The organism is Noviherbaspirillum autotrophicum (assembly GCF_000818395.1).
GTDB lineage: Bacteria > Pseudomonadota > Gammaproteobacteria > Burkholderiales > Burkholderiaceae_D > Noviherbaspirillum > Noviherbaspirillum autotrophicum.
Genome location: NZ_JWJG01000028.1, coordinates 3,961,901 through 3,984,548, shown reverse-complemented (window position 1 = coordinate 3,984,548; position 22,648 = coordinate 3,961,901). Strand labels below are relative to the sequence as shown.

Genomic DNA, 22,648 nt, shown 5'->3' with positions numbered 1-22,648 from the left:
GGCCTTTTGTCCTTAAGACGAGGTTAGCGTGGCGGCGGCGATAGCACCGTCGGCAACGCCTTCGGCAGGGTCTCCGGATAATCCTGGCTGTAATGCAGTCCACGGCTTTCGCGGCGCGACAGGGCGCTTTCCACGATCATCGAGGCCACGTCCACCAGATTGCGCAACTCCAGCAAGTCGCGCGTGATGCGGAAATGCGCGTAGTACTCGTAGATTTCTTCGCGCAGCAGGCGAATCCGGTGCTGCGCGCGTTCCAGGCGTTTCGTAGTGCGCACGATGCCGACGTAGTTCCACATGAAGCGGCGCAGCTCGTCCCAGTTGTGGGCGATGACGACTTCCTCGTCGGCGTCGGTGACGCGGCTTTCGTCCCACGCGGGTAGCGGGATGGCTTTCTGCTTCGGCTGCTGCTCGATATGCTTGGCGGCCGCGCGTCCCACCACGAGGCATTCCAGCAATGAGTTGCTGGCCAGGCGGTTGGCGCCGTGCAGGCCGGTATAGGCGGTTTCGCCGACCGCGTACAGGCCGGGCAGGTCGGTGCGGCCGAACATGTCGGTGACCACGCCGCCGCAGGTGAAGTGCACCGCCGGCACGACCGGAATCGGCTGCGTCGTGATGTCGATGCCCAGTTCCAGGCAGCGTGCATGGATCGTTGGGAAGTGCTCCTTGAGGAATTCCGGTGGCTGGTGGCTGATGTCGAGTTCGACATAGTCAAGGCCGCGCTTTTTCATTTCGAAGTCGATCGCGCGCGCCACCACGTCGCGCGGCGCCAGCTCGGCACGTTCGTCGTGTTCGGGCATGAAGCGCTTGCCGGCACCGGCGCCGGCGCCCGCCGGCAGCTTCAGCACGCCACCTTCGCCGCGCACCGCTTCGCTGATCAGGAAAGACTTGGCGTACGGGTGGTACAGGCAGGTCGGGTGGAATTGGATGAATTCCATGTTGGCGACGCGGCATCCTGCGCGCCACGCCATCGCGATGCCGTCGCCGGTCGCGGTGTCGGGGTTGGTGGTGTAGAGATAGACCTTGCCGGCGCCGCCGGTCGCCAGCACCGTGTGATCGGCGGCCAGCGTCATCACCTTGCCGGTGGTGACGTCCTTGACGTACAGGCCGACGCAGGAGGGTGTGCTGACGTTGGCGTCGAGCCGGTCCGACTTGATGACGTCGATCGCGAAATGATGCTCCAGGATGGTGATGTTGGGATGCGAGCGCGCCTTCTGCTCCAGGGTGACCTGGACCGCATGCCCGGTGGCGTCGGCCGCGTGAATGATGCGGCGCTGGCTATGCCCGCCTTCGCGCGTGAGATGGAAACCGAGTTCCGCCTTTGGATCGCGGGTGAAGGGCACGCCTTGCTCGATCAACCATTCGATGGCTTCGCGGCTGTGCTCGATGATGAAGCGCGTGGCGCTCTCGTCGCACAGGCCGGCGCCCGCGATCAAAGTGTCGGAAATATGCTGTTCGTGGCTGTCGGCGGAGTCGAGCACCGCTGCGATGCCTCCCTGCGCCCAGTTGCTCGCACCATCAAGCAGGCTGCGCTTGGAAATGATGACCACCTTGCGGGTTTGCGCAAGATGCAGCGCGACCGACAATCCTGCCAGCCCGCTTCCGACGATTGCGACATCGAATTTCATAAGATAATTCTTTTGCGTATCCATTACACAAGGCGACATCTTACCACTTAGCAACCTCCTGCTCTTGGCCGGGCGGTTTGGGAAGTGACCATTTCAGGGATAAAAATAGTATGACTGGAATTTTTAAAAAAGTTGCCATCGCCGTTGCCGGTCTGCTGGCCTTGCTGGTAATTGCCGCGTTCTGGTACCGCGGCGCCAGTTTGCCGCAGATCGACGGCAAGCTGCATCTCGCGGGCTTGAATGCGCCGGTCGAAATCGTGCGCGATGCGGAAGGCATTCCCCATATCTACACCAAGTCTGCCTCGGATGCCTATTTCGCGCTCGGTTTCGTGCATGCGCAGGATCGACTGTGGCAACTGGAAATGAACCGACGCATCGTTGCCGGTAGGCTTGCGGAAATCCTGGGTGAAAGTGCTGTAAATGCCGATCGTTTCTTAAGGGCGCTCGGCGTGCGGCGCAATGCCGAGCGGATTTATTCCAATCTTTCGCCGGAAACGAGAACCATGCTGGATGCCTACGCGCATGGCGTGAATGCATATCTGGCCGAGCGCAAGGACGTCTTGCCGCCGGAATTCCTGCTCACTGGCGCGCCGGCGCCGGAACTGTGGCAGCCTGCCGATTCGATTGGCTGGCAAACCATGATGGCTTGGGACCTGGGCGCGAACTGGACGCAGGAGTTGCTGCGCATGCGTCTGGCGCAGCGATTGTCGCTGCAGCAGATCAACGAGTTTCTTCCGCCGTACCCGGGCGAGACGGTGCTGCCGACGCGGGATTACACTAAGCTGTACCGGGAGCTGGCGGGGATTAGCGAGCAGCTTGCCGCTGTCGCTTCGATCGCACCGCCATCCTATGTCGATGGCATGGGTTCCAATAACTGGGTCGTGGCGGGCGCATTGTCGCAAACCGGAAAACCTTTGCTGGCCAACGACCCGCATCTGGGATTGAGCGCCCCGGCGCTGTGGTACTTTGCGCATCTGTCGGCGCCGGGCATGAACGTAATTGGCGCGACGCTTCCCGGTATTCCGACGGTCGTGCTCGGGCGCACCGACAGGATTGCCTGGGGCTTCACCAATACCGGGCCCGATGTGCAGGACTTGTATATCGAGCGGATTCACCCGGCTAACAACAGGCAATACCAGACGCCGGACGGCTGGGCCGATTTCACCACCCGTACCGAAATCATCAAGGTCAAGGGCAAGCCGGACGTGACGCTGGAAGTCAGGGAAACGAGGCATGGCCCCGTGATCAGCGGCGTGCTGCCGATCATGGACCGCGCCGCGCTCGACGCGAAACGCTACGCGGTGGCATTTGCCTGGACCGCATTGCGCCCGGACGACCTGACCCTGCAATCGGGGATCAAGCTCAATCGCGCACGCAACTGGGAGGGTTTCCTCGATGCGGCAAAGGATTTCAGCGCGCCGCAGCAGAACATGGTGTATGCAGACATCGACGGCAATATCGGTTTCGTGGCGCCCGGGCGCGTGCCGGTGCGCAAGCCGGAAAACGACTTGAAGGGGCTTGCTCCCGCCCTCGGCTGGGATGCGCGCTACGATTGGGCGGGCTTCGTTCCGTTCGATGCGCTGCCGCGCCAGTTCAACCCGCCGGCGCAACGCATCGTCACCGCCAACCAGAAGATCGTGGCAGACGATTACCCGTATTTTCTGACCAGCGAATGGACGCTGCCGTACCGGGCCGTGCGCATCGGTGAACTGCTCGACGCGACGCCGCGCCATGGCATCGAGAGCTTCGCGGCGATGCAGAAGGATGATGTGTCGCTGGCGGCGCAGGAACTGCTGCCGATTTTGCGCAAGACGGCGCCAAAATCGCAGCGCGCGCAAGCGGCGCTTGCCTTGCTGGCGGGCTGGAACGGCGCAATGGATGCCGGGCGCAGTGAACCGCTGATCTTCAATGCCTGGCTGCGCGCAGCGTCGTACCGAATCTTTGCCGACGAACTCGGTGATGGACTGATGAAGGATTACTGGGACTTGCGCAACGCGCATCGCCCGATGGTGCTGGCGCTGCAGAACAAGGACGGCATGGCAAAGTGGTGCGCTGACGTCACCGGAGGCGAGGCAGGCCGTGCGCAGACTTGCGACGAAGTGCTGTCGGCATCGCTGGAGACGGCGCTCAACGACCTGGAGCGGCGTTACGGTGGCAACATGGCGGCATGGCGCTGGGGCGAAGCGCACGTGGCGCTTTCCGAGCACAGGCCGTTCAGCAAGGTGCGCGGCCTGGCGACGCTCTTCGATATCCGTGTTGCATCGCCGGGCGACAGTTATACCGTGAACGTCGGACGCTACAACTTGCGCGATGAAAAGGAGCCGTTCGTCAACCACCATGCGGCCAGCTTGCGCGCGCTCTACGATTTGTCCAACCTGGAAAATTCCCGCTTCATGCACTCCACCGGGCAATCGGGGAACGTACTGTCGCCGCTGTATCGGAACTACGCGCAGCGCTGGGCGGATGTTGCGTATGTGCCGATGAAAACCAGACGCGAGGAAGTGGAAAAGGAGCGTCTCGGCATGCTGACGCTCCTGCCCTAAACCAATAAGGCGCTAGGCTACCTGATAGTGCTGCGCGTCGCGCAGCATTTCGCCCGCCATGTCGGCATTGACCGGCGGAGAGAAGGCAAAGCCCTGCGCCAGGTAACAGCCCATCTTCTTCAGCTTCATCATGTCGCCCCGGGTCTCGACGCCTTCGGCCACGGTATCGAGATTGAGGGTTTGCGCCAGCGCGAGGATCAGGCGCACGATTTCGGCATCGCCCGGATTTTTGTCGAGCCCCTGCACGAATGCCTTGTCGATTTTCAGCACATCGATCGGCAGTTTCTGGAGGTAGGCGAGCGATGAATAACCGGTGCCGAAATCGTCGAGCGCCAGCCGCAATCCGAGTTTCTTCAGGCGCGACAGATTTTCGATGGTCTGCATCGGATTGGCCATCGCCGAGGTTTCAGTCAGTTCCAGCTCGATCAAGCCCGGAGAAACACCGGTACGCTCCAGGATGCCGGTGACGTCGTCTAGGAACGACGATTGCAGCAGCTGGCGCATCGAGACGTTGACGGCAAGCGTAATGTGCTTCATTTCCGGATAGTCGGCCTGCCAGGCGCACAACTGCTTGCATGCCTCTTCCAGTACCCACAGGCCGATCGGCACCACCAGGCCAGAGCTTTCCGCAACGGGAATGAATTCGGTCGGCGAAATCGCGCCGTACTGCGGATTATTCCAGCGCAGCAGCAGCTCGAATCCCTTGACCGCACCGTTGATGATCGATACTTTCGGCTGGTAGACCAGCTTGAGCTCGTTGCGCTCCAGCGCAAAGCGCAGTGCGACATCCATCTGCGCCCGCTTGGTGGTGTTGAACAGCAGGGACGCGTCGAAGATCTCGGCGCGGTTGCGGCCGCGCTCCTTGGCCTGATACATGGCTGCATCGGCGTCGCGAATCAGCTCGGACGGATTTCTGTGCTCGCGCTCGAGCATCGCGATGCCGATGCTGGTCTGGATCTTGACGACCGTGTCGTCGATGGTCAGTTGCTGCGACACCGCCTGCAGCAGGGATTCGGCCTTGGCCTTGGCTTCGTCGATCCCGACCTGCGCCAGCACCACGAATTCATTGCCGCCGAAGCGGGCGACAAAATCCTGGGTCGGCAACTCCGCCAGGATGCGGCGCGTGATTTCGGTTAGACATTTGTCGCCGAAGTCGTGCCCGTGCGTGTCGTTGACGCTCTTGAAGAAGTCGAGGTCGCAGAACAGCATCGCGAGCTGGCACGAGCTTTCCTGTGCCTTGGCCATGGCATCGGAAATCGCCTTGAGAAGATAGCGGCGGTTGGGCAGGCCGGTCAGCGGATCGTGCAGGGCCTGGTGCTGCAGGCGCATTTCGTATTCCTTGCGGTCGGTGATGTCGCGTGCGATGCACAGCATGCCGGCGATTTTTCCCTGCGCATCGTGCAGCGGATACTTGTTGACGCGGAACCAGGATCGCAGGTCGCTATCCCACAGTCCCTGCAGTTCCTGGTCCTGCTGCGGCACGCCGCTGCGAATGACTTGCATGTCGAGCTGGTACAGCCGTTCTGCAAGCTCGCACGCGGTGCGCTGTTGCGTCTTTGGCACTTGGCGCAGGAACAGATCATGAATCGTCTTGCCCCTCAGCTCATCTTCCGAGGAATAGCCGAAGCGGCGCTGGAAAGTCAGGTTGCTGATCGTGAAACGGCCTTCCGTATCGGTGGCATAGATGCACGACGGATTCAGGTCGAGTACGGCGCGCAGCAGGCCATGTTCTTCGTTCAGTTTCACCTCGGCGTCCTTGCGCGCAGAAATATCCTCGATGCTGAACATCAGGCCGTCGATGCCGTCGTCGTGCAGCATGTTGAAGCCGCGCGTTTCGACCCATACCCAGTGGCCGTGCTTGTGCTTGATGCGATGGCGGGAAAAAATGCTGCTCTTCGGCGTGTCGCGCAGATAGCGCAACTTGCGGTGGTGTTCCTTCACATCGTCGGGATGAGCGAGCGGATGGATGCCGAATCGGTCGAACTCTTCCGGGGAGTAGCCGATGACGTCCTGCAAGGCAGGATTCGAAAACTTGATCCTGTAGCGGATATCGGTAATCAGGAATGCGTTGCGCGTCGCGCGCGCGATTGCATTGAAGCGGCGCTGATTGGCGTGCGCTTGCTGGACGGCCGACAGGCCGCGGTCCAGTGCAGTTGAAAGGAAAATCGCTGAAATTCCGACGAACATCGTCGCGAACGTCTGCGGCAGCCAGTCGACCGGCTGCACGTCCAGCGTGATGTTCATGGCGAGCCCGATGAGTGCGATGGCGAAAGTCGCCGCCAGGCCGAGCATGCTTTCCAGCGCGAGCGGAAACAGGCCAGCCATTCCGATCAGCCAGGGCAGGGGCAGGTTGGGCATACCCTGTTGCAGCGAGAGAGCGGTCACGACGAAGATGGCGGCGAACAATTCGAGCAGCATGCGGCCGCGCCCGAATTGGCTGATGTTCGGCCGTAGGTGGCGCGTAAGCGCCGCCGCGAACAGGGCGCAGAGCGCGACCGCCGCACTCAGGCCGAGCGCTGTCAGCTGCATGTCCCGCATATATCCTGTCAGCAGGACATGCAGCAGCAGGGTGATGTATAAACCAAGCGAGGCAACGCGAAAAATCTCGTCGCCGGTGATGACGGATGTGGGGAGACGCAGCGACGCGATCTTCATCGGGACATGATCGGCTTGACCTTCGCTGCCGCTTCCTTGGCGCGCCGGCGTGCGGTATCGATATCGTCCGCGGTTGCCAGCGCCACTCCCATGCGGCGCCGTGAAAACGATTCCGGCTTGCCGAACAGGCGCAGGTCGGAGCCCGGCACGGCGAGGGCGTCGGCGACGCCCTCGAATGCGATCGCCTTGGCGTCATGCTGGCCGTAGATCACGGCGGAGGCGCCCGGCGAACGCAACGCGGTATTCACGGGCAGGCCGAGAATCGCCTTGGCGTGCAGCTCGAATTCGCTCTGCACCTGGCTGGCCATGGTAACCATGCCGGTGTCGTGCGGACGCGGGCTGACCTCGGAGAACCAGACCATGTCGCCTTTGACGAACAGTTCGACGCCGAACACACCGAGCCCGCCAAGGTTGTCGGTGACCTTCCTGGCGATTTCCTGCGCTTTTGCCAGCGCGGACTGCGGCATCGGATGCGGCTGCCACGATTCGACATAGTCGCCCTTGACCTGCACGTGCCCGATCGGCGCGCAGAAATGCGTGGTGAGGATGCCGTCGGCGTTCAGGGCACGTACGGTCAGCAGCGTGATCTCGTATTCAAAATCGACGAAGCCTTCGACGATTACGCGGCCGGCATCGACCCGGCTTCCTGCCGCCGCATAGTTCCAGGCACTTTCCACTTCACCAGGGCCGTCGATTTTCGACTGGCCCTTGCCGGAGGAGGACATCACCGGCTTGATCACGCACGGAAAACCGATCTCGGTGCATGCTGCCTTCAATTCTTCCAGGCTGTTGGCGAAGCGGTAGGGCGAGGTCGGCAGGCCCAGTTCTTCGGCGGCCAGGCAACGGATGCCCTCGCGGTTCATGGTCAGCCATGCGGCCCGCGCCGTCGGAATGACCTTGGCCTTGCCGCTGTTTTCGAGGTCGACCAGCGTAGGCGTGGCGATCGCCTCGATTTCCGGCACTACCAGATCCGGCTTTTCCTGTTCGATCAATGCCGCCAATGCGGCTCCGTCGGTCATGTCGATCACATGCGAGCGATGCGCTACCTGATGGCCCGGTGCGTCTGGATAGCGGTCCACCGCGATCACTTCGACGCCCAAGCGTTGCAGGGAAATGATGACTTCTTTGCCCAGTTCGCCGGAACCGAGCAACATGACTTTGACTGCTGTGGGCGAGAGCGGCGTACCAAGGCGAATAGGTGTTTTCATGTGATAAAAGGTAACAAACTTGTTACAAGATTCTTAAGGATTGTAAATGGAGCAATATTGCATGGTGGACATACTATAGACTTTGCAAGCCAAAATATTGGCAGAGCGACAATTTTCGATCTTAACACTTTTGGACAAGAACGGGTCGTCCATTGGATCGCCAGCGGGCGGGGAATTCCAGCTCGTCTTAAAAATGCGCGAAAAAAAGCCGCCAGGGGTACTGGCGGCTGAAAGCCAGGAATACCGAGGAGGTACGCCTGGGACGATTAGACGGTTAATCGGCTGCGTAAATATCCCTGTCCTTGGTTTCCTTGATGAACAGCGAACCGATCACGAAGGTAATCAGGGCAATCACGATCGGATACCACAGCCCGTAATAGATATCGCCCTTGTAGGCGACCAGCGCGAAGGCAGTGGTCGGGAGCAGGCCGCCGAACCAGCCGTTGCCGATGTGATAGGGCAGCGACATGGAGGTGTAGCGAATGCGGGTCGGGAACATTTCCACCAGCATTGCTGCAATCGGACCGTATACCATGGTCACGTAGATCACCAGGATGGTCAGCAAGACCAGCACCATGCCCTTGTTCATCTGCGCCGGATCGGCCTTGGTCGGATAACCGGCAGCCTTGATAGCGTCGCCCAGCTCCTTCTTGAATTCCTTGTCCTTGGCGGCAGCTTCGTCCTTCGACAGCCCGGTTGCATCATAGCCCTGGATGACTTTGTCACCGACCTTGACCGAGGCAATGGTGCCGGCCTGTGCTTCGACCGTCGAGTAGTTCACCGAGGCATTGGCCAGCACGGTGCGGGCAATGTCGCAGGACGTCGTGAACTTCTTGGTGCCGGTCGGGTTGAACAGGAACTGGCACTTGGCCGGATCTGCGGTGACGACCACCGGCGAGTTCTTGATCGCGGATTCCAACGCCGGATTGGCGTAGTGGGTCAGCGCGCTGAAGATCGGGAAGTAGGTCAGCGCGGCGATCAGGCAGCCGCCCATGATGATGACCTTGCGGCCGATCTTGTCGGACAGCGAACCGAACACGATGAAGAACGGTGTGCCGATGACCAGCGAGGCGGCGATCAGCAGGTTGGCGGTCGACCCGTCAACCTTCAGCGTCTGCGTCAGGAAGAACAGCGCATAGAACTGGCCGGTGTACCACACCACAGCCTGGCCGGCGGTCAGGCCGATCAGCGCCAGGATCACGATTTTCAGGTTTTTCCACTGGCCGAAGGATTCGGTGATTGGTGCCTTGGATGTCTTGCCTTCGGCTTTCATCTTGGCGAAGGCCGGCGATTCGTTCATCGACAGCCGAATCCATACGGAGACGGCGAGTAGGAATACCGAGACGAGGAACGGGATACGCCATCCCCAGTCGGCGAATGCTGCTTCGCCGATGGCGGTGCGGGTGCCCAAAATCACCAGCAGCGACAGGAACAGGCCAAGGGTGGCCGTGGTCTGGATCCATGCGGTGAACGCGCCGCGCTTGTCATGCGGTGCGTGTTCGGCCACGTAGGTGGCTGCGCCGCCGTACTCGCCGCCGAGCGCCAAACCCTGCAGGATGCGCAGCGAGATCAGGATGACCGGCGCGGTGATGCCGATTGACGCATATCCGGGCAGCAGACCGACGATAAACGTCGACAGGCCCATGATCAGGATCGTGACCAGGAAGGTGTATTTGCGCCCGATCATGTCGCCGAGGCGGCCAAACACCAGCGCGCCGAACGGACGGACGATGAAGCCTGCGGCAAACGCCAGCAGGGCGAAAATGAATGCGGTGGTCGGGTCGGTGCCGGCAAAGAACTGCTTTGCGATGATCGCTGCCAGCGAGCCGTATAGATAGAAGTCGTACCATTCGAACACGGTGCCGAGCGAAGACGCGAAAATGACTTTCCGCTCCTCCGCCGTAATGCCGCGTGACGCTGCTTGTACTGTCGCCATGCTTGTCTCCTTGATAGGTATATATATGTAATGTGCAAAACTGCATGCCCATTTCTGCACATTTCGAGTGTGCGACGGAAAACTTACGACATGCTTGCTTGAAACTTACAAAACCTTACAAATTCACGGGGCGATTTTTGGGGAAATAACGCTGTTTTGGAGGCTCCCGCCGACTTTTATAATTTGCGAACGATCGTGCTAAAAATGTGATATTCTGGTGTTTCATTACTTGCGGTACCCCGGGATGAAACGCCCGAAAACAGCCATACAACAGCAACCCAAAAAAACCGTTCAATTCACAAGGAGCCCCAAATGACTGACGCCGTCATCGTATCCACTGCCCGTACCGGCCTCGCCAAATCCTGGAAAGGCGCTTTCAACATGACCCATGGCGCCACTCTCGGCGGGCATGTGCTGAAAGCCGCGATCGAACGCGCCAGAATCGATGCCGGCGAAGTGGAAGACGTCATCATGGGCTGCGCCACGCCGGAAGGCGCCACCGGCAGCAATATCGCGCGCCAGATCGCGCTGCGCGCCGGCTGCCCGGTGACCACTGCCGGCATGACGATCAACCGTTTCTGCTCGTCCGGCCTGCAGACCATCGCCACCGCGGCGCAGCGCATCATCGCCGGCGAAGGCGACATCTACGCAGCCGGCGGCGTCGAGTCGATCTCCTGCGTGCAGAACGAAGCCAACAAGCACATGATCATGGAAACCTGGCTCAAGCAGAACAAGCCGGAAGTCTATTGGCCGATGCTGCAGACCGCCGAAACGGTCGCCAAGCGCTACAGCATCAGCAAGGAGCGCCAGGACGAATACGGCGTGCAAAGCCAGTTGCGCGCGGCTGCAGCACAGGCCGCCGGCAAGTTCAACGACGAGATCGTGCCGATGACGACCGTGATGGGCGTGGCCGACAAGGAAACCGGCATGCTGGTGACCCGCGAAGTGACGATTTCCACCGACGAAGGCATTCGTGCCGATACCACGCTGGAAGGCGTATCGAAGATCCGCACCGCGATTCCGGGTGGCGTGATTTCAGCGGGTAACGCCAGCCAGTTCTCTGATGGCGCGTCGGTGGCGATCGTCATGAACAGCAAGCTCGCCGAGGCCAAGGGATTGCAGCCGCTCGGCATCTTCCGCGGCTTCGCGGTCGCTGGCTGCGAGCCGGACGAAATGGGTATCGGCCCGGTATTCGCCATTCCGAAGCTGCTGAAGAAGGCCGGACTGAAGGTGGAAGACATCGGCCTGTGGGAGCTGAACGAGGCGTTCGCGGTGCAGGTGCTGTATTGCGCCGACAAGCTGGGCATTCCGATGGATCGCCTGAACGTGAATGGCGGCGCGATCGCCGTCGGCCATCCGTACGGCGTGTCGGGCGCCCGCCTGACCGGCCACGCGCTGATCGAGGGCAAGCGCCGCGGTGCCAAGTATGTCGTTGTCACGATGTGCATCGGCGGCGGACAAGGCGCAGCTGGCCTGTTCGAGGTCGTTTAATCAAGAATACGTGGGCGCCTCGGCGCCCACGCTCATATTGGACGTTCGTCCGATTACCAAATTACTGAAATCGCTCACATGCGCGTGCGGCGAAGCGGTCGCGCGCCCGGAGGCTAAGCATGCAATCGAAAATCATTTCCCGCCGCGACCTCGACTTCCTGCTGTATGAATGGCTCAATGCCGAAGCGCTGACGAAACGCGAGCGCTATGCCGACCATACCCGCGAAACCTTCAACGCCGCGATGAACACCTGCGAGCAGATCGCGACCGAGCTGTTCGCGCCGCATAACAAGAAGAACGACCAGCAGGAGCCGCACTTCGACGGCGAGACGGTCCATATCATCCCGGAAGTGAAAACCGCGCTGCAGGCATTCTGCGAAGCCGGCCTGATGGCCGCAGGACAGGATTATGACTTCGGCGGAATGCAATTGCCGGTGCTGATCGAGAAGGCCGGGTTCGCCTACTTCAAGGGCGCCAATGTCGGCACCTCGTCCTACCCGTTCCTCACCATCGGCAACGCCAACACGCTGCTCAAGTGCGGCACGCCCGAGCAGATCGACACCTTCGTCAAGCCGATGATGAGCGGACGCTTCTTCGGCACCATGTGCCTGTCCGAGCCGCAGGCGGGGTCGTCGCTGTCGGACATCGTCACGCGCGCCGAACCGCAGGCCGACGGCACCTATCGCATCAAGGGCAACAAGATGTGGATTTCCGCCGGCGAGCACGAACTGTCGGAAAACATCGTGCACCTGGTGCTGGCCAAGATCCCGGACGAGAACGGCAAGCTGATACCGGGCGTGAAGGGCATTTCGCTGTTCATCGTGCCGAAGAAGCTGGTCAATGCGGACGGTTCGCTCGGCGAGCGCAACGACGTGGTGCTGGCCGGTCTGAACCACAAGATGGGTTATCGCGGCACCACCAACTGCCTGCTCAATTTCGGCGAAGGCAAATTCAAGCCGAAGGGGCAGGCCGGTGCCATCGGCTACCTGGTCGGCGAGCCGCACAAGGGGCTGGCCAACATGTTCCACATGATGAACGAAGCGCGCATCGGCGTCGGCCTCGGCGCTGTCATGCTGGGCTATACCGGCTACCTGCATTCGCTGGAATATGCGCGGGAACGCCCGCAGGGCCGCCATCCGCAGGCGAAAGACCCGGCGCAGCCGCAGATTCCGATCATTGCCCATACCGACGTCAAGCGCATGCTGCTGGCGCAAAAGGCCTACGTAGAAGGCGGCCTTGCGCTCAACCTGTACTGCGCGCGCCTGGTCGACGAGGAGCGTACGGGAGAGTCCGAGGAGGCAAGCCGGCATGCGACACTGCTGCTTGATATCCTGACGCCGATCGCCAAGTCCTGGCCGTCGCAATGGTGCCTGGAAGCCAACAGCTTGGCGATCCAGATCCACGGCGGCTACGGCTATACCCGGGAATACAACGTGGAACAGTTCTATCGGGACAACCGGCTGAATCCGATCCACGAAGGCACGCACGGCATCCAGGGGCTTGATCTGCTCGGCCGCAAGGTCACGATGCAGAACGGCGCCGCATTCAAGGCGCTGGGCGCCGAGGTGCACAAGACTATTGTCCGCGCAATGGAAGTGCCGCAACTCGCCGCTTACGCGAAGTCGCTCGGCGTGGCGCTGCAGCGCATCGAGAAGGTGACGCAGGCGCTGTATGCAGTCGGCGATCTGAACAAGACACTCGCCAATGCGTCTGCCTACCTCGAAGCGTTCGGCCACACTGTCGTGTCGTGGATCTGGCTGGAGCAGGCCTTGCTCGCGGTCGATAAGTCCGGGCACGACGCCGATTTTTATATGGGCAAGCTGCAGGCCTGCGCCTATTTCTTCAAATGGGAGCTGCCGAAGGTGCATACGCAGCTCGATCTGCTGGAAAGCATCGATACCACGACGCTCGACATGCAAGACGCGTGGTTTTAACGACATCAATGAGACAAGGAGACAACATGCGCACTACCAAACAATTGTTCGACCTGACCGGAAAAACCGCATTGATCACTGGCGGATCGCGCGGGCTCGGCCTGCAGATCGCCGAAGCGCTGGGCGAGCAGGGAGCCAGACTCGTGCTGTCGTCGCGCAAGCAGTCCGACCTGGATGAAGCCGTCGCACACCTCAAGCAGCGCGGCATCGAAGCCTCGGCAATCGCAGCCGACCTGTCGCAGGAGTCGGCGGTGGCGCCGCTGGTCGCCGAAGCGATCAAGCGCCTTGGCCACATCGACATCCTGGTCAACAATGCCGGCGCCACCTGGGGCGCGCCAGCCGAAGACTATCCGACCGAAGCCTGGGACAAGGTGATGAACCTGAACATCCGCAGCATCTTCCTGCTGTCACAGGCGGTCGGCAAGCAGTCGATGATTCCGCGTAAGTACGGCCGCATCATTAACGTGGCCTCCATCGCTGGTCTGTCCGGCAATGGCCCGGGCAGCATGCAGACGGTGGCCTACAACACCTCCAAGGGTGCGGTCGTGAACTTTACCCGCACGCTGGCCGGCGAATGGGGCCGCCACGGCATTACGGTCAATGCGCTGGCGCCGGGCTTTTTCCCGTCCAAGATGACCAAGGGCGTTCTGGAAAACTTCGGCGAGGAGAACCTCGCCAAGCGCGCGCCGCTGCAGCGCATCGGCGACGACGAGGACCTGAAGGGCGCCGCGCTGCTGTTCGCTTCCGACGCATCCAAGCACATTACCGGCCAGATCCTGGCAGTCGACGGCGGCGTGTCGGCGGTTCACTGATGGATACGTCCAGTCCGCAGCCGTTTCCGGTCGAGATCCCGTTCCTGCACGATCTCGGCGTCGACTTTCTCGGCATGAGCAATGGCGAGGCGCAGATCGCGCTCGACCTGCAGCATCGCCACATGAACAGCTGGCAGGTCACGCATGGCGGCGTGATCATGACCCTGCTCGACGTGGTGATGTCGATGGCAGGGCGCTCGCTCGACCCGGATGCGCGCGGCGGCGTGACGATCGAGATGAAGACCAGTTTCCTGCAGCCTGGCGGCAAGCCGGGCGGCCGCATCGTAGCCAAAGGCAAGGCCCTCCATCGTTCGACCACGATGTGCTTTTGCGAAGGCGAAATCTGGAACGGCGACAAGCTGGTCGCAAAGGCGACGGGAACCTTCAAATACCTGAAGCGACTGGACGCCGGCAGGAAGCTGGATCACGAGTAGTTTTATGCAGGCTGGCCGGCTCCTGGAGACGGGGCCGGCAACAATCGATACGACCAACGAAAAGAATAGAGAGAGTCTCATGGCCACATTCAAACGCATCGTCCTTGCCTCCCGCCCCAAGGGGGAGGTCGTTCCCGAAAATTTCCGTCTCGAAGACGTCCCGGTTCCTGCACTCAAGGACGGCGAGATCCTGATTCGCAATCACTATCTGTCGCTCGACCCCTACATGCGCATGCGCATGGAAGACGTCAAGAGTTACGCGGCGCCGCAGCCGATCGGCGAAACCATGATCGGCGGCACCGTCGGCGAAGTGATCGAGTCGAAGAACCCGAAATTCACTGTGGGCGACAAGGTGCAGGGCATGCTTGGCTGGTCGGAGATGGGCGTCTCCGATGGCGTGATGCTGCGTAAGCTCGACACCACGCATATCCCGCTGTCGGCCTATCTGGGCGCAGTAGGCATGCCCGGCATGACCGCCTGGTACGGCCTGACGCAGATCATGCAGCCGAAGGAAGGCGAGACCATCGTGGTGTCGGCGGCCAGCGGCGCAGTCGGCAGCGTCGTCGGGCAGCTGGCGAAGCTGCGCGGATGCCGTGCCGTGGGCATTGCCGGTGGCAAGGAAAAGTGCGACTACGTGGTCAATGAGTTGGGTTTCGATGCGTGCATCGATTACAAGGCGGGCAATCTCCCGGCGGACCTTGCTAAAGCGACGCCGAACGGTATCGATGCCGTGTTCGAAAACGTCGGCGGCGAGGGCTTCGATGCCTGCCTGGCGCGCATGAATCCGTTCGGTCGCATTGCGCTGTGCGGGCTGATCGCCGGCTACGACGGCCAGCCGATGCCGATCAATAACGTGCGCGCATTCCTCACGATGCGTCTGACCATGCGTGGCTTCATCGTCTCCGAGCATATGGAACTCTGGCCGCAGGGGCTGAGGGAACTGGGCACGCTCGTCGCTGCAGGCAGACTGAAATTTCGCGAATCGATCGCCGACGGGCTCGCTTCCGCACCCGATGCTTTCATCGGCCTGCTCAAGGGCAGGAATTTCGGCAAGCAGCTGGTCAAGCTGGCGTAACCGCGGGAACAGGGAACGAACATGGCAGACATCATTCTTCACCATTATCCGAATTCGCCGTTTTCCGAAAAAGTCAGGCTGATCTTCGGCTTCAAGAAAATCGCATGGAAGTCCGTCATTATTCCGGCCATCATGCCTAAGCCGAACCTGACCGCGCTCACCGGCGGCTACCGCCGCACTCCGGTGATGCAGATCGGCGCACACATCTATTGCGACACCGCCCTGATCGCCGACGTGCTGGAAAGGCTGGTCCCGACGCCTTCGCTGTACCCGGTTGAAAGCGCCGGGCTCGCACGAACGCTGTCACAGTGGGCCGATTCGACGCTGTTCTGGACCATGATCACGCATCTGTTCCAGCCGGCCGGTATGCAGAGCGCACTGGGCAACCTGACGCCGGAACAGATCAAGGCCTTCGGCGCGGATCGTGCGGCATTTCGCGGAAATATGCCGCGCATGCCTCTGCCGGAAGCGACCGGCAGCCTGACGGAATACCTGCGCCGCCTGGAGAGCATGCTGGCCGGCGGCAGGCCGTATCTGCTGGGTGCGCAGCCGTGCATCGCCGATTTCTCGGTCTATCACTCGGTGTGGTTCCTGCAGAGTGCGCCGGCCGTTGCCGGCGTGCTGGATGTCGCGCCCCAGCTCAAGGCATGGGCCACACGCATGGCCGCGTTCGGACACCACGAGTTCGACCGGATGAGCGCGGAGCAGGCGCTTGAAGTCGTTCGCAACGGTCGTGCCGCGGATGCAGCACAGGTGCCGTTCGTCGACTTCCATGGGGTTGCGCTCGGCGAGCGCGTTGCCGTCATGCCTGCCGACTACGGCGTGGATCCGGTGGAAGGCGAACTTGTCCTTTCCACCGACAACGAGCTTGCCGTGCGCCGTGCCGATCCTGTTGCGGGCGAGGTCGTAGTGCATTTCCCGCGCGTCGGATTCCAGCTCAAGAAAGCCTAACCAAGATATCAGGAGACAAGCATGAAAGACTTTCAAAACAAGGTTGCCGTCATTACCGGCGGCGCAAGCGGCTTCGGACGCGAATTTGCAAGCATCGGCGCACGGCTGGGCATGAAGCTGGTGCTGGCCGACGTGCAGCAGGACGCGCTCGACAAGGCCAGGACAGAGCTAGAAGCGCAAGGCGCGCAGGTGCTTGCAATGCGTTGCGACGTGCGCCGCGCCGAGCAGGTGCAGGCGCTGGCCGACGCCACGATGGAGCGGTTCGGCGCGGTGCACCTCGTCTTCAACAATGCCGGCGTTGCCTCCGGTGGGCTGGTTTGGGAAAACTCGGTGGCCGACTGGGAGTGGGTGCTGGGTGTGAACCTATGGGGCGTGATCCATGGCGTGCGCGTGTTCACGCCGCTGATGCTGGAATGCGCGAAAAAGGAAGCGGGCTACCAGGGATATATCGTCAATACCGCATCGATGGCCGGCCTGCTGAATGCGCCCAACATGGGCGTCTACAACGTCTCCAAGCATGCCGTCGTGTCCTTGTCGGAAACCCTGTACCAGGACCTGAAACTGATCAAGGCGCCGATTGGTGCCTCGGTGTTATGCCCATACTTCGTGCCGACTGGGATCAGCCAGTCGCATCGCAACCGTCCGGACGACGTGAAGACGGAGAGCGGCCCGACCGCCAGCCAGATCGCGGCGCAAGCGGTATCCGAAAAGGCCGTTTCCTCGGGCAAGGTGAGCGCGGCGCAAGTTGCGGAGCGCACTTTCGATGCCATCCGCGACGACAAGTTCTACATCTATTCGCACCCGCACGCGTTGGGCAACGTGCAGACGCGCATGGAAGACATCCTCCTGCACCGCAACCCGAGCGACCCGTTCGAGGCGGCGCCGCAGGTGCGCGAGATGCTGCAGGCGAAAATGAACGTGAAGTAAGCCGGCGGCGTTTTCTTCGACAGGAAAGGGAAGGAGAAACATGAACACCGCAATTCAGACAGGGCAATATGCATCGCTGCCCAACGGAATCCGCCTGCATTATGCGAGCGCCGGTGAAAAAGGCAGGCCGCTGCTGCTGTTCGTGCATGGCTTTCCCGAATTCTGGTACGAATGGGAAGCGCAGCTCAAGGAGTTCGGCCGCGATTATTTCGCGGTCGCGCCGGATTTGCGTGGCTTTAACCTGTCCGACATGCCAGCTGATGTCGGCGCTTACAAGGCCAGGCACATTGTCGACGATCTGCGCTTGCTGGCCGCGCATCTCGGCTACGAAAAATTCGTGCTGGTGGCGCACGACTGGGGCGGGGCGATTGCCTGGAATCTGGCGATCGCGCTGCCGCAATTGCTGCACAAGCTCATTATCATCAATTCGCCGCATCCGTATTTGTTCATGAAGGCGCTGGCGACCGATCCGGCGCAGAAGGAAGCCAGCGGCTACATGAACTGGCTGCGCGCGGAAGGATCGGAGCAGGCGCTGGCCAAGGACGACTTTGCGCTCATGGAAGGCATATTGAGCGGCATGGGACGCACGCCGACGCCATGGTTTGCTGGCGACGTGCGCGCGAAATATCATGAGTGCTGGTCGCGCGGCATCGCCGGTGGCGTCAACTACTACCGCGCATCGCCCTTGCATCCGCCGACCGACGATCATCCGGGCCCGCTCAAGCTGCAGCTCAACCCTGATGATTTCCGGGTAAGCGTACCGACCCGCGTGATCTGGGGCGAAAGCGATATCGCGCTGCCCAAGACTCTGGCCGACGGGCTGGAGGACTTCAGCGACGACCTGAAGGTGGAACGCATACCGGAAGGTTCGCACTGGGTCGTTCATGAGCAGCCCGAGCGCATCAATCGCCTGATTCGCGGCTTCCTGTCGGAATAAGGCGCGGCGTTTTTCCGGATCGGAGATAATTGCCCGTCGAACGTTATTCAACTCACCATGGCACGCGAAGATTTTTCCTTTTTTCACTCCCTGCGGGTGCGCTGGGCGGAAGTCGATATGCAGGGCATCGTGTTCAACGGGCATTACCTGACGTATTTCGACGTGGCGTTCACCGAATACTGGCGTGCCACAGGCTTGCCGAGCGTGTTGCAGCAGGCACAGGAAGGTCGCGAGCTGTTTGCGCGCAAGTCGACCATCGAATACCAAGCGCCTGCGCGCTTCGACGATATGCTTGACATCGGCGTGCGCTGCGCCAGCCTAGGCCGTACGTCGGTGCGTTTTGTACTGGAAATCCATCTCGGCGACCAGCATCTGATCTCGGGAGAGCTGGTGTACGTGTATGCGGATACGGCTGTACGCAAGGGCGTTCCGATTCCGGAACGGTGGCGCGAAGTGCTGGCGCGTTTCGAGAAAGTCGCGCCGTCGGCATCATGAACTACCGTCTGACGATTGGCGCCTGGGAGCGCCAGAAAGCCGACGCGCGCGCGGTACGTTACGATGTGTTCGTGCTCGAGCAGAACGTGCCCGTCGAACTCGAGTGGGACGACATGGACGTCGCGTGCGTGCATGCGGTGGTCTATGACGATGCGGGACAGGCGGTGGCCACCGGCCGCCTTCTGCCGGACGGCCATATCGGCCGCATGGCTGTGCGCAAGAATGTGCGCGGACAAGGCATCGGCGGCCTTGTCCTGACAGCGCTCATGGACGAGGCGCAAAAGCGTGGCGACCGTTGTGTGCAGCTCAATGCGCAAACGCATGCAGAAGCGTTTTACCGGCGCTTCGGCTTTGCGCGCGTCGGCGAAGAATTCATGGAAGCCGGCATTGCGCACATCGGCATGCGGCGCGACTTCGGCCCGCTATATCCCTAGCGAATCGGCTGCTCGCGCAGGATCGCGGTATTGTCGGCGTTGAGCCGGACCACGGTCGAGACGCGGGTACCGTATTCGGGCGAGTCGATGCAGACCGCCGACAGCACACGCTCCCACTCCAGGCTGACGCCCGTGCGAGGCAGTCGGCAATCCGGTGCGCGCGCGGTATCGGCCAGCATTTCGAAATAGGCGTCTTCCGGCGCGCCCTGGCACAGCAGGCTGCCAAATTGCGCCTTGGTGCGTACCACCTTGGGCCAGGGTGAATCGAGCAAGCCGTTGGACAAGCCGTAGATGCCTGGCCCCAGCGGCTTGCCGTTGCGTGGATCTTCCTTGCCGGCGTTGGAAAACCAGATCATCTTTTCCGCATGCCCCACCAGCAGGTTGAAGCCGTTATAGCGGTGCGCCAGCTCGGCGACTTGTTCGATGTATTGCTCCGGCGAAGCGTCGCCGCTCAGGTAATCGGCCACCAGCCTGCCGCGCGTCGGCGCGTCGGAACGCTTTTCGTCCGGCGCTCGCACGTTGGTGATGGCCGCGAAGCGCCCATTGCGCGTCACTCCCATCCATGTGCCGCCGCCTTGCAGATCGCGCCCGGCATAGACGTGCGGATGATCGCTCCACCAGCCGGCCGGTGCGGCCGGCCGCTCGTAAAATTCATCGCGGTTGCCGGCGGCGAGCAATGGCATGCCCGGAACTACTTGCCAGGCGAAGACGATCAAGCACATGTGGGAACATCCAAAAAGTATTCGGTATTACGCTGGCCATCGATCAAGCGGGCCAGTCCTGCCTGCGCTGCTGCGCGCTCAAGGATCGCGGCGAAGCCGTCCGGCACTGCCTGATAGATCTCCATCCAGGTCTGCCGTCCGTCCCTTTCTTCGGGACGCCGCTTGAGTCCGGTGACGATACCATATTCCTGTGAAAGGCATCGTTGCATGGCCGCCGCTTGCGCACGCAGCGCATCGGCGTGCTCGCTGCGCACCCGATAGTAGATGTACAAGTCCATCTGCAGGATTTACGTGCTCGTATCGGGAATCGGGTAGGGCAAGGCTTGAATTGCAAGCGTCGCGCCGCCAGCCGATCCCAGATGCACCGTCCCCGCCTCGACGGCAGCGGTCTTGAGCTCCACCAGGCAATCGGATCCGCCTTGCAGATTGCGCTCTGCATTGACCACCATGCCGCAAGGCTGATCCGGGTCGGCCGCGGAAAAAACTTCCATGCCGGCTGCCGCGTCCGCGACATCGACCGACGCGAGCGCCATCCGGCGCTTCAGTTTTCCGAGATACTGGCTGCGCGCCACGATCTCCTGGCCGGGGTAGCAGCCTTTCTTGAAATTGACGCCACCGATTAATTCAAAATTGATCATTTGCGGCACGAATTGCTCCTGCGTCGCCAGCGTCACCTGGGGAATGCCTGCGCGAATGTCGCCCAGATGCCATGCCCGGGCGTCAGCCGGCGGAAGCGCCGCGGTAAGGTCATTCCATGCCTGCCGGGCGGTGTCGAGCGTAACGATCCATTGATAGCGCGGCGCGCCGAACGCGTCAGCCACGCGGATCAGCGTACCGGCTTCGCCGTCAATTTTCGAGTAAGGCACATCCGGTAGCTGCGAAAACCTTTTCAGCAGCACGTCGCCTGCGGCGCGCCCGCCCAGGCCGAGCACGATATGGCTGTCTGTCGCGTCGAGTAGCTTGGCCTTGGCGCGCAGCACAAACATCTGCAGGCGCTTTTGCACGGCGGCCTGGATTTGCCGCGGCAGTTGCAGCATGACGGAATCCCCGGTCTTCCAGATCAGGAAGGTGGCGAGCAGGCGGCCTTTCGGCGAACAGTAACCGGCCAGGCGCGCATCCGCCTGTCCCAGATGCTCGACATCGTTGGTCAACTGGTTATGCAGAAAATGCGGCCCGTCTTCGCCCGTGACCGCGATCAGGCCGAGCTCCGTCAACGGGGCGACGAAGCCTTGCTCGAGCTGGTCCTGGGTCAGCGTCTGGGAAAATCCGGTCACCCGCTGCGTGGCGGCGTCGACCTGTGCACCTTGTGTCGCCAAAAACTGCAACCATGCGTTCATCATTTCAGTCATAGGTATCAGGAATTTATAGCCAATATCGGGATGGCTTGATTATAGTGACGTCTTAAAAAACGCGTCCGCCTACACATGGCATGCCGGGCGCGATTGTTATTTATGTAAGGCATTGTTTTGGTAAAAAAATTTCTTATCAGTATAGTCGCCGTTGCGCTGTTCTTTGCTGCCGTGATGGCATTCTGGTCGCATCAGCCGATCATCGATAGTGCCCATGCGCCGATCGACTTCTCGATCAAGGCCGGCAGCGGTGTACGAAGCAGCACCGAGCAGATCGCCGCGGCAGGCATCCCGGTCAATCCCGGGCTGCTGGAAATTCTGGCCCGGCTCACCGGCAAGGGCGGGAAGCTCAAAGTCGGCAATTACGAGCTAAAACCGGGAACCACGCCGCTGGCGCTCATCAACCAGCTCACGCGCGGCGAGTTCGCGCAAGAGTCGCTGTCCATTATCGAAGGCTGGACCTTCAGGCAGATGCGGCAGGCGGTCGCTGCGCATCCAGCCTTGAAGCACGATACGGCCGGCTTGTCCGACAAGGAAGTGCTGGAAAAAATCACCAGCGACTTCAAGGCGCCGGAAGGGCTGTTTTTTCCTGATACTTATCTGTTTGCCAAGGGCGCAAGTGACCTGCAGATCTACAAGCAGGCGCATGCGCTGATGCTCAAGCGGCTGAACGACGAATGGGCCAGGCGCGATCCGTCGGTGCCGTACAAGTCGCCGTATGAGGCGCTGATCATGGCGTCGATCGTTGAAAAGGAAACCGGGGTGTCGTCCGAGCGCGATATGGTGGCAGCCGTTTTCGTCAATCGCCTGAAGCACGGCATGCTGCTGCAGACCGATCCGACCGTCATCTACGGCATGGGAGACAAGTTCAAGGGAAATATCCGCAAGCGCGACCTGACCACGGATACGCCGTACAATACTTATACCCGGCCGGGCCTGCCACCGACGCCGATCGCCCTGCCGGGGTCCGCGTCGCTGATGGCCGCACTCAACCCGGCCAAATCCGACGTGCTGTATTTTGTCTCGCGCGGCAATGGCACCAGCGAATTCAATAACAACCTGAACGATCACAACCGCGCAGTGAACAAATACCAGCGATAATGCCGGGTATCAAAAAATT

Annotated in this window: 19 protein-coding genes; 12 read left to right on the top strand and 7 right to left on the bottom strand. The window is 61.1% G+C overall.

Going from position 1 to position 22,648, the window contains the following annotated elements; genetic code table 11:
- Positions 1-23: 23 nt before the first annotated feature.
- A complete protein-coding gene (nadB, locus tag TSA66_RS19765; protein ID WP_040042798.1) occupies positions 24-1,625 on the bottom strand; it encodes an L-aspartate oxidase in 1,602 nt (533 codons plus the stop codon).
- Between the two features lie 110 nt (positions 1,626-1,735).
- Between nadB and TSA66_RS19760 the strand changes: the two genes are divergently transcribed.
- Positions 1,736-4,168 (top strand): penicillin acylase family protein, encoded by a 2,433-nt coding sequence (locus TSA66_RS19760; RefSeq protein ID WP_040041228.1) that lies wholly within the window; start codon positions 1,736-1,738, stop codon positions 4,166-4,168.
- 12 nt (positions 4,169-4,180) lie between these two features.
- Here TSA66_RS19760 and TSA66_RS19755 read toward each other — a convergent pair whose 3' ends face one another.
- The 3 genes from TSA66_RS19755 to TSA66_RS19745 all read right to left on the bottom strand — a co-directional run bounded on the left by TSA66_RS19755 (position 4,181) and on the right by TSA66_RS19745 (position 9,967).
- Positions 4,181-6,823: a sensor domain-containing protein gene (locus TSA66_RS19755; RefSeq protein ID WP_052452464.1), complete on the bottom strand. Its 2,643-nt coding sequence runs from the start codon at positions 6,821-6,823 to the stop codon at positions 4,181-4,183.
- On the bottom strand, positions 6,820-8,031 hold the full coding sequence (purT, locus tag TSA66_RS19750) for a formate-dependent phosphoribosylglycinamide formyltransferase (RefSeq protein ID WP_040041227.1): 1,212 nt from the start codon (positions 8,029-8,031) through the stop codon (positions 6,820-6,822). The genes TSA66_RS19755 and purT overlap by 4 nt, the downstream gene beginning before the upstream one ends.
- Positions 8,032-8,305: 274 nt before the next feature.
- Positions 8,306-9,967, bottom strand: a complete 1,662-nt coding sequence (locus tag TSA66_RS19745; protein WP_040041226.1) for an MFS transporter — start codon at positions 9,965-9,967, stop codon at positions 8,306-8,308.
- A 312-nt stretch (positions 9,968-10,279) separates the two neighbouring features.
- On the opposite strand from TSA66_RS19745, the gene TSA66_RS19740 reads away from it, so the two are divergent.
- The 10 genes from TSA66_RS19740 (at position 10,280) to TSA66_RS19695 (ending at position 19,457) form a co-directional block, all read left to right on the top strand.
- Positions 10,280-11,458, top strand: a complete 1,179-nt coding sequence (locus TSA66_RS19740) for an acetyl-CoA C-acyltransferase (protein WP_040041225.1) — start codon at positions 10,280-10,282, stop codon at positions 11,456-11,458.
- A gap of 119 nt (positions 11,459-11,577) precedes the next feature.
- Positions 11,578-13,392, top strand: a complete 1,815-nt coding sequence (locus TSA66_RS19735; protein ID WP_040041224.1) for an acyl-CoA dehydrogenase — start codon at positions 11,578-11,580, stop codon at positions 13,390-13,392.
- Between the two features lie 26 nt (positions 13,393-13,418).
- Positions 13,419-14,204 carry an SDR family oxidoreductase gene (locus tag TSA66_RS19730; protein WP_040041223.1) on the top strand — a complete coding sequence of 262 codons (786 nt, stop codon included), beginning with the start codon at positions 13,419-13,421 and terminating at the stop codon, positions 14,202-14,204.
- On the top strand, positions 14,204-14,638 hold the full coding sequence (locus TSA66_RS19725; RefSeq protein ID WP_040041222.1) for a PaaI family thioesterase: 435 nt from the start codon (positions 14,204-14,206) through the stop codon (positions 14,636-14,638). The genes TSA66_RS19730 and TSA66_RS19725 overlap by 1 nt, the downstream gene beginning before the upstream one ends.
- 79 nt (positions 14,639-14,717) lie before the next feature.
- Positions 14,718-15,713 (top strand): NADP-dependent oxidoreductase, encoded by a 996-nt coding sequence (locus TSA66_RS19720; RefSeq protein ID WP_040042796.1) that lies wholly within the window; start codon positions 14,718-14,720, stop codon positions 15,711-15,713.
- Positions 15,714-15,734: 21 nt separating this feature from the next.
- Positions 15,735-16,664: a glutathione S-transferase family protein gene (locus TSA66_RS19715; RefSeq protein WP_040041221.1), complete on the top strand. Its 930-nt coding sequence runs from the start codon at positions 15,735-15,737 to the stop codon at positions 16,662-16,664.
- Positions 16,665-16,685: 21 nt separating this feature from the next.
- A complete protein-coding gene (locus tag TSA66_RS19710) occupies positions 16,686-17,591 on the top strand; it encodes an SDR family oxidoreductase (protein ID WP_040041220.1) in 906 nt (301 codons plus the stop codon).
- A gap of 40 nt (positions 17,592-17,631) precedes the next feature.
- A complete protein-coding gene (locus TSA66_RS19705; RefSeq protein WP_040041219.1) occupies positions 17,632-18,528 on the top strand; it encodes an alpha/beta fold hydrolase in 897 nt (298 codons plus the stop codon).
- Positions 18,529-18,585: 57 nt separating this feature from the next.
- Positions 18,586-19,023: an acyl-CoA thioesterase gene (locus TSA66_RS19700; protein WP_040041218.1), complete on the top strand. Its 438-nt coding sequence runs from the start codon at positions 18,586-18,588 to the stop codon at positions 19,021-19,023.
- Positions 19,020-19,457, top strand: coding sequence for a GNAT family N-acetyltransferase (locus TSA66_RS19695; protein ID WP_040041217.1), 438 nt, complete (start codon positions 19,020-19,022; stop codon positions 19,455-19,457). Before TSA66_RS19700 ends, TSA66_RS19695 begins: the two co-directional genes overlap by 4 nt.
- Here TSA66_RS19695 and TSA66_RS19690 read toward each other — a convergent pair.
- The 3 genes from TSA66_RS19690 to ygfZ are packed head-to-tail and all read right to left on the bottom strand — an operon-like array spanning position 19,454 to position 21,528.
- The gene (locus TSA66_RS19690) at positions 19,454-20,179 is read right to left on the bottom strand and encodes an NRDE family protein (RefSeq protein WP_040041216.1); all 726 of its coding nucleotides are present in this window, start codon (positions 20,177-20,179) and stop codon (positions 19,454-19,456) included. The two genes, TSA66_RS19695 and TSA66_RS19690, sit on opposite strands and share 4 nt — an antisense overlap.
- The gene (locus TSA66_RS19685; RefSeq protein ID WP_040041215.1) at positions 20,170-20,457 is read right to left on the bottom strand and encodes a DUF4936 family protein; all 288 of its coding nucleotides are present in this window, start codon (positions 20,455-20,457) and stop codon (positions 20,170-20,172) included. The genes TSA66_RS19690 and TSA66_RS19685 overlap by 10 nt, the downstream gene beginning before the upstream one ends.
- Positions 20,458-20,466: 9 nt before the next feature.
- Positions 20,467-21,528 carry a CAF17-like 4Fe-4S cluster assembly/insertion protein YgfZ gene (gene ygfZ, locus TSA66_RS19680; protein ID WP_040041214.1) on the bottom strand — a complete coding sequence of 354 codons (1,062 nt, stop codon included), beginning with the start codon at positions 21,526-21,528 and terminating at the stop codon, positions 20,467-20,469.
- A 117-nt stretch (positions 21,529-21,645) separates the two neighbouring features.
- On the opposite strand from ygfZ, the gene mltG reads away from it, so the two are divergent.
- Positions 21,646-22,629, top strand: a complete 984-nt coding sequence (gene mltG, locus TSA66_RS19675; protein WP_040041213.1) for an endolytic transglycosylase MltG — start codon at positions 21,646-21,648, stop codon at positions 22,627-22,629.
- The last annotated feature ends 19 nt before the right edge of the window (positions 22,630-22,648 follow it).

Coding starts and splice junctions, on each gene's coding strand:
- nadB (WP_040042798.1), bottom strand. CDS start 1,625: ATGAAATTCGATGTCGCAATCGTCGGAAGCGGGCTGGCAGGATTGTCG.
- TSA66_RS19760 (WP_040041228.1), top strand. CDS start 1,736: ATGACTGGAATTTTTAAAAAAGTTGCCATCGCCGTTGCCGGTCTGCTG.
- TSA66_RS19755 (WP_052452464.1), bottom strand. CDS start 6,823: ATGAAGATCGCGTCGCTGCGTCTCCCCACATCCGTCATCACCGGCGAC.
- purT (WP_040041227.1), bottom strand. CDS start 8,031: ATGAAAACACCTATTCGCCTTGGTACGCCGCTCTCGCCCACAGCAGTC.
- TSA66_RS19745 (WP_040041226.1), bottom strand. CDS start 9,967: ATGGCGACAGTACAAGCAGCGTCACGCGGCATTACGGCGGAGGAGCGG.
- TSA66_RS19740 (WP_040041225.1), top strand. CDS start 10,280: ATGACTGACGCCGTCATCGTATCCACTGCCCGTACCGGCCTCGCCAAA.
- TSA66_RS19735 (WP_040041224.1), top strand. CDS start 11,578: ATGCAATCGAAAATCATTTCCCGCCGCGACCTCGACTTCCTGCTGTAT.
- TSA66_RS19730 (WP_040041223.1), top strand. CDS start 13,419: ATGCGCACTACCAAACAATTGTTCGACCTGACCGGAAAAACCGCATTG.
- TSA66_RS19725 (WP_040041222.1), top strand. CDS start 14,204: ATGGATACGTCCAGTCCGCAGCCGTTTCCGGTCGAGATCCCGTTCCTG.
- TSA66_RS19720 (WP_040042796.1), top strand. CDS start 14,718: ATGGCCACATTCAAACGCATCGTCCTTGCCTCCCGCCCCAAGGGGGAG.
- TSA66_RS19715 (WP_040041221.1), top strand. CDS start 15,735: ATGGCAGACATCATTCTTCACCATTATCCGAATTCGCCGTTTTCCGAA.
- TSA66_RS19710 (WP_040041220.1), top strand. CDS start 16,686: ATGAAAGACTTTCAAAACAAGGTTGCCGTCATTACCGGCGGCGCAAGC.
- TSA66_RS19705 (WP_040041219.1), top strand. CDS start 17,632: ATGAACACCGCAATTCAGACAGGGCAATATGCATCGCTGCCCAACGGA.
- TSA66_RS19700 (WP_040041218.1), top strand. CDS start 18,586: ATGGCACGCGAAGATTTTTCCTTTTTTCACTCCCTGCGGGTGCGCTGG.
- TSA66_RS19695 (WP_040041217.1), top strand. CDS start 19,020: ATGAACTACCGTCTGACGATTGGCGCCTGGGAGCGCCAGAAAGCCGAC.
- TSA66_RS19690 (WP_040041216.1), bottom strand. CDS start 20,179: ATGTGCTTGATCGTCTTCGCCTGGCAAGTAGTTCCGGGCATGCCATTG.
- TSA66_RS19685 (WP_040041215.1), bottom strand. CDS start 20,457: ATGGACTTGTACATCTACTATCGGGTGCGCAGCGAGCACGCCGATGCG.
- ygfZ (WP_040041214.1), bottom strand. CDS start 21,528: ATGACTGAAATGATGAACGCATGGTTGCAGTTTTTGGCGACACAAGGT.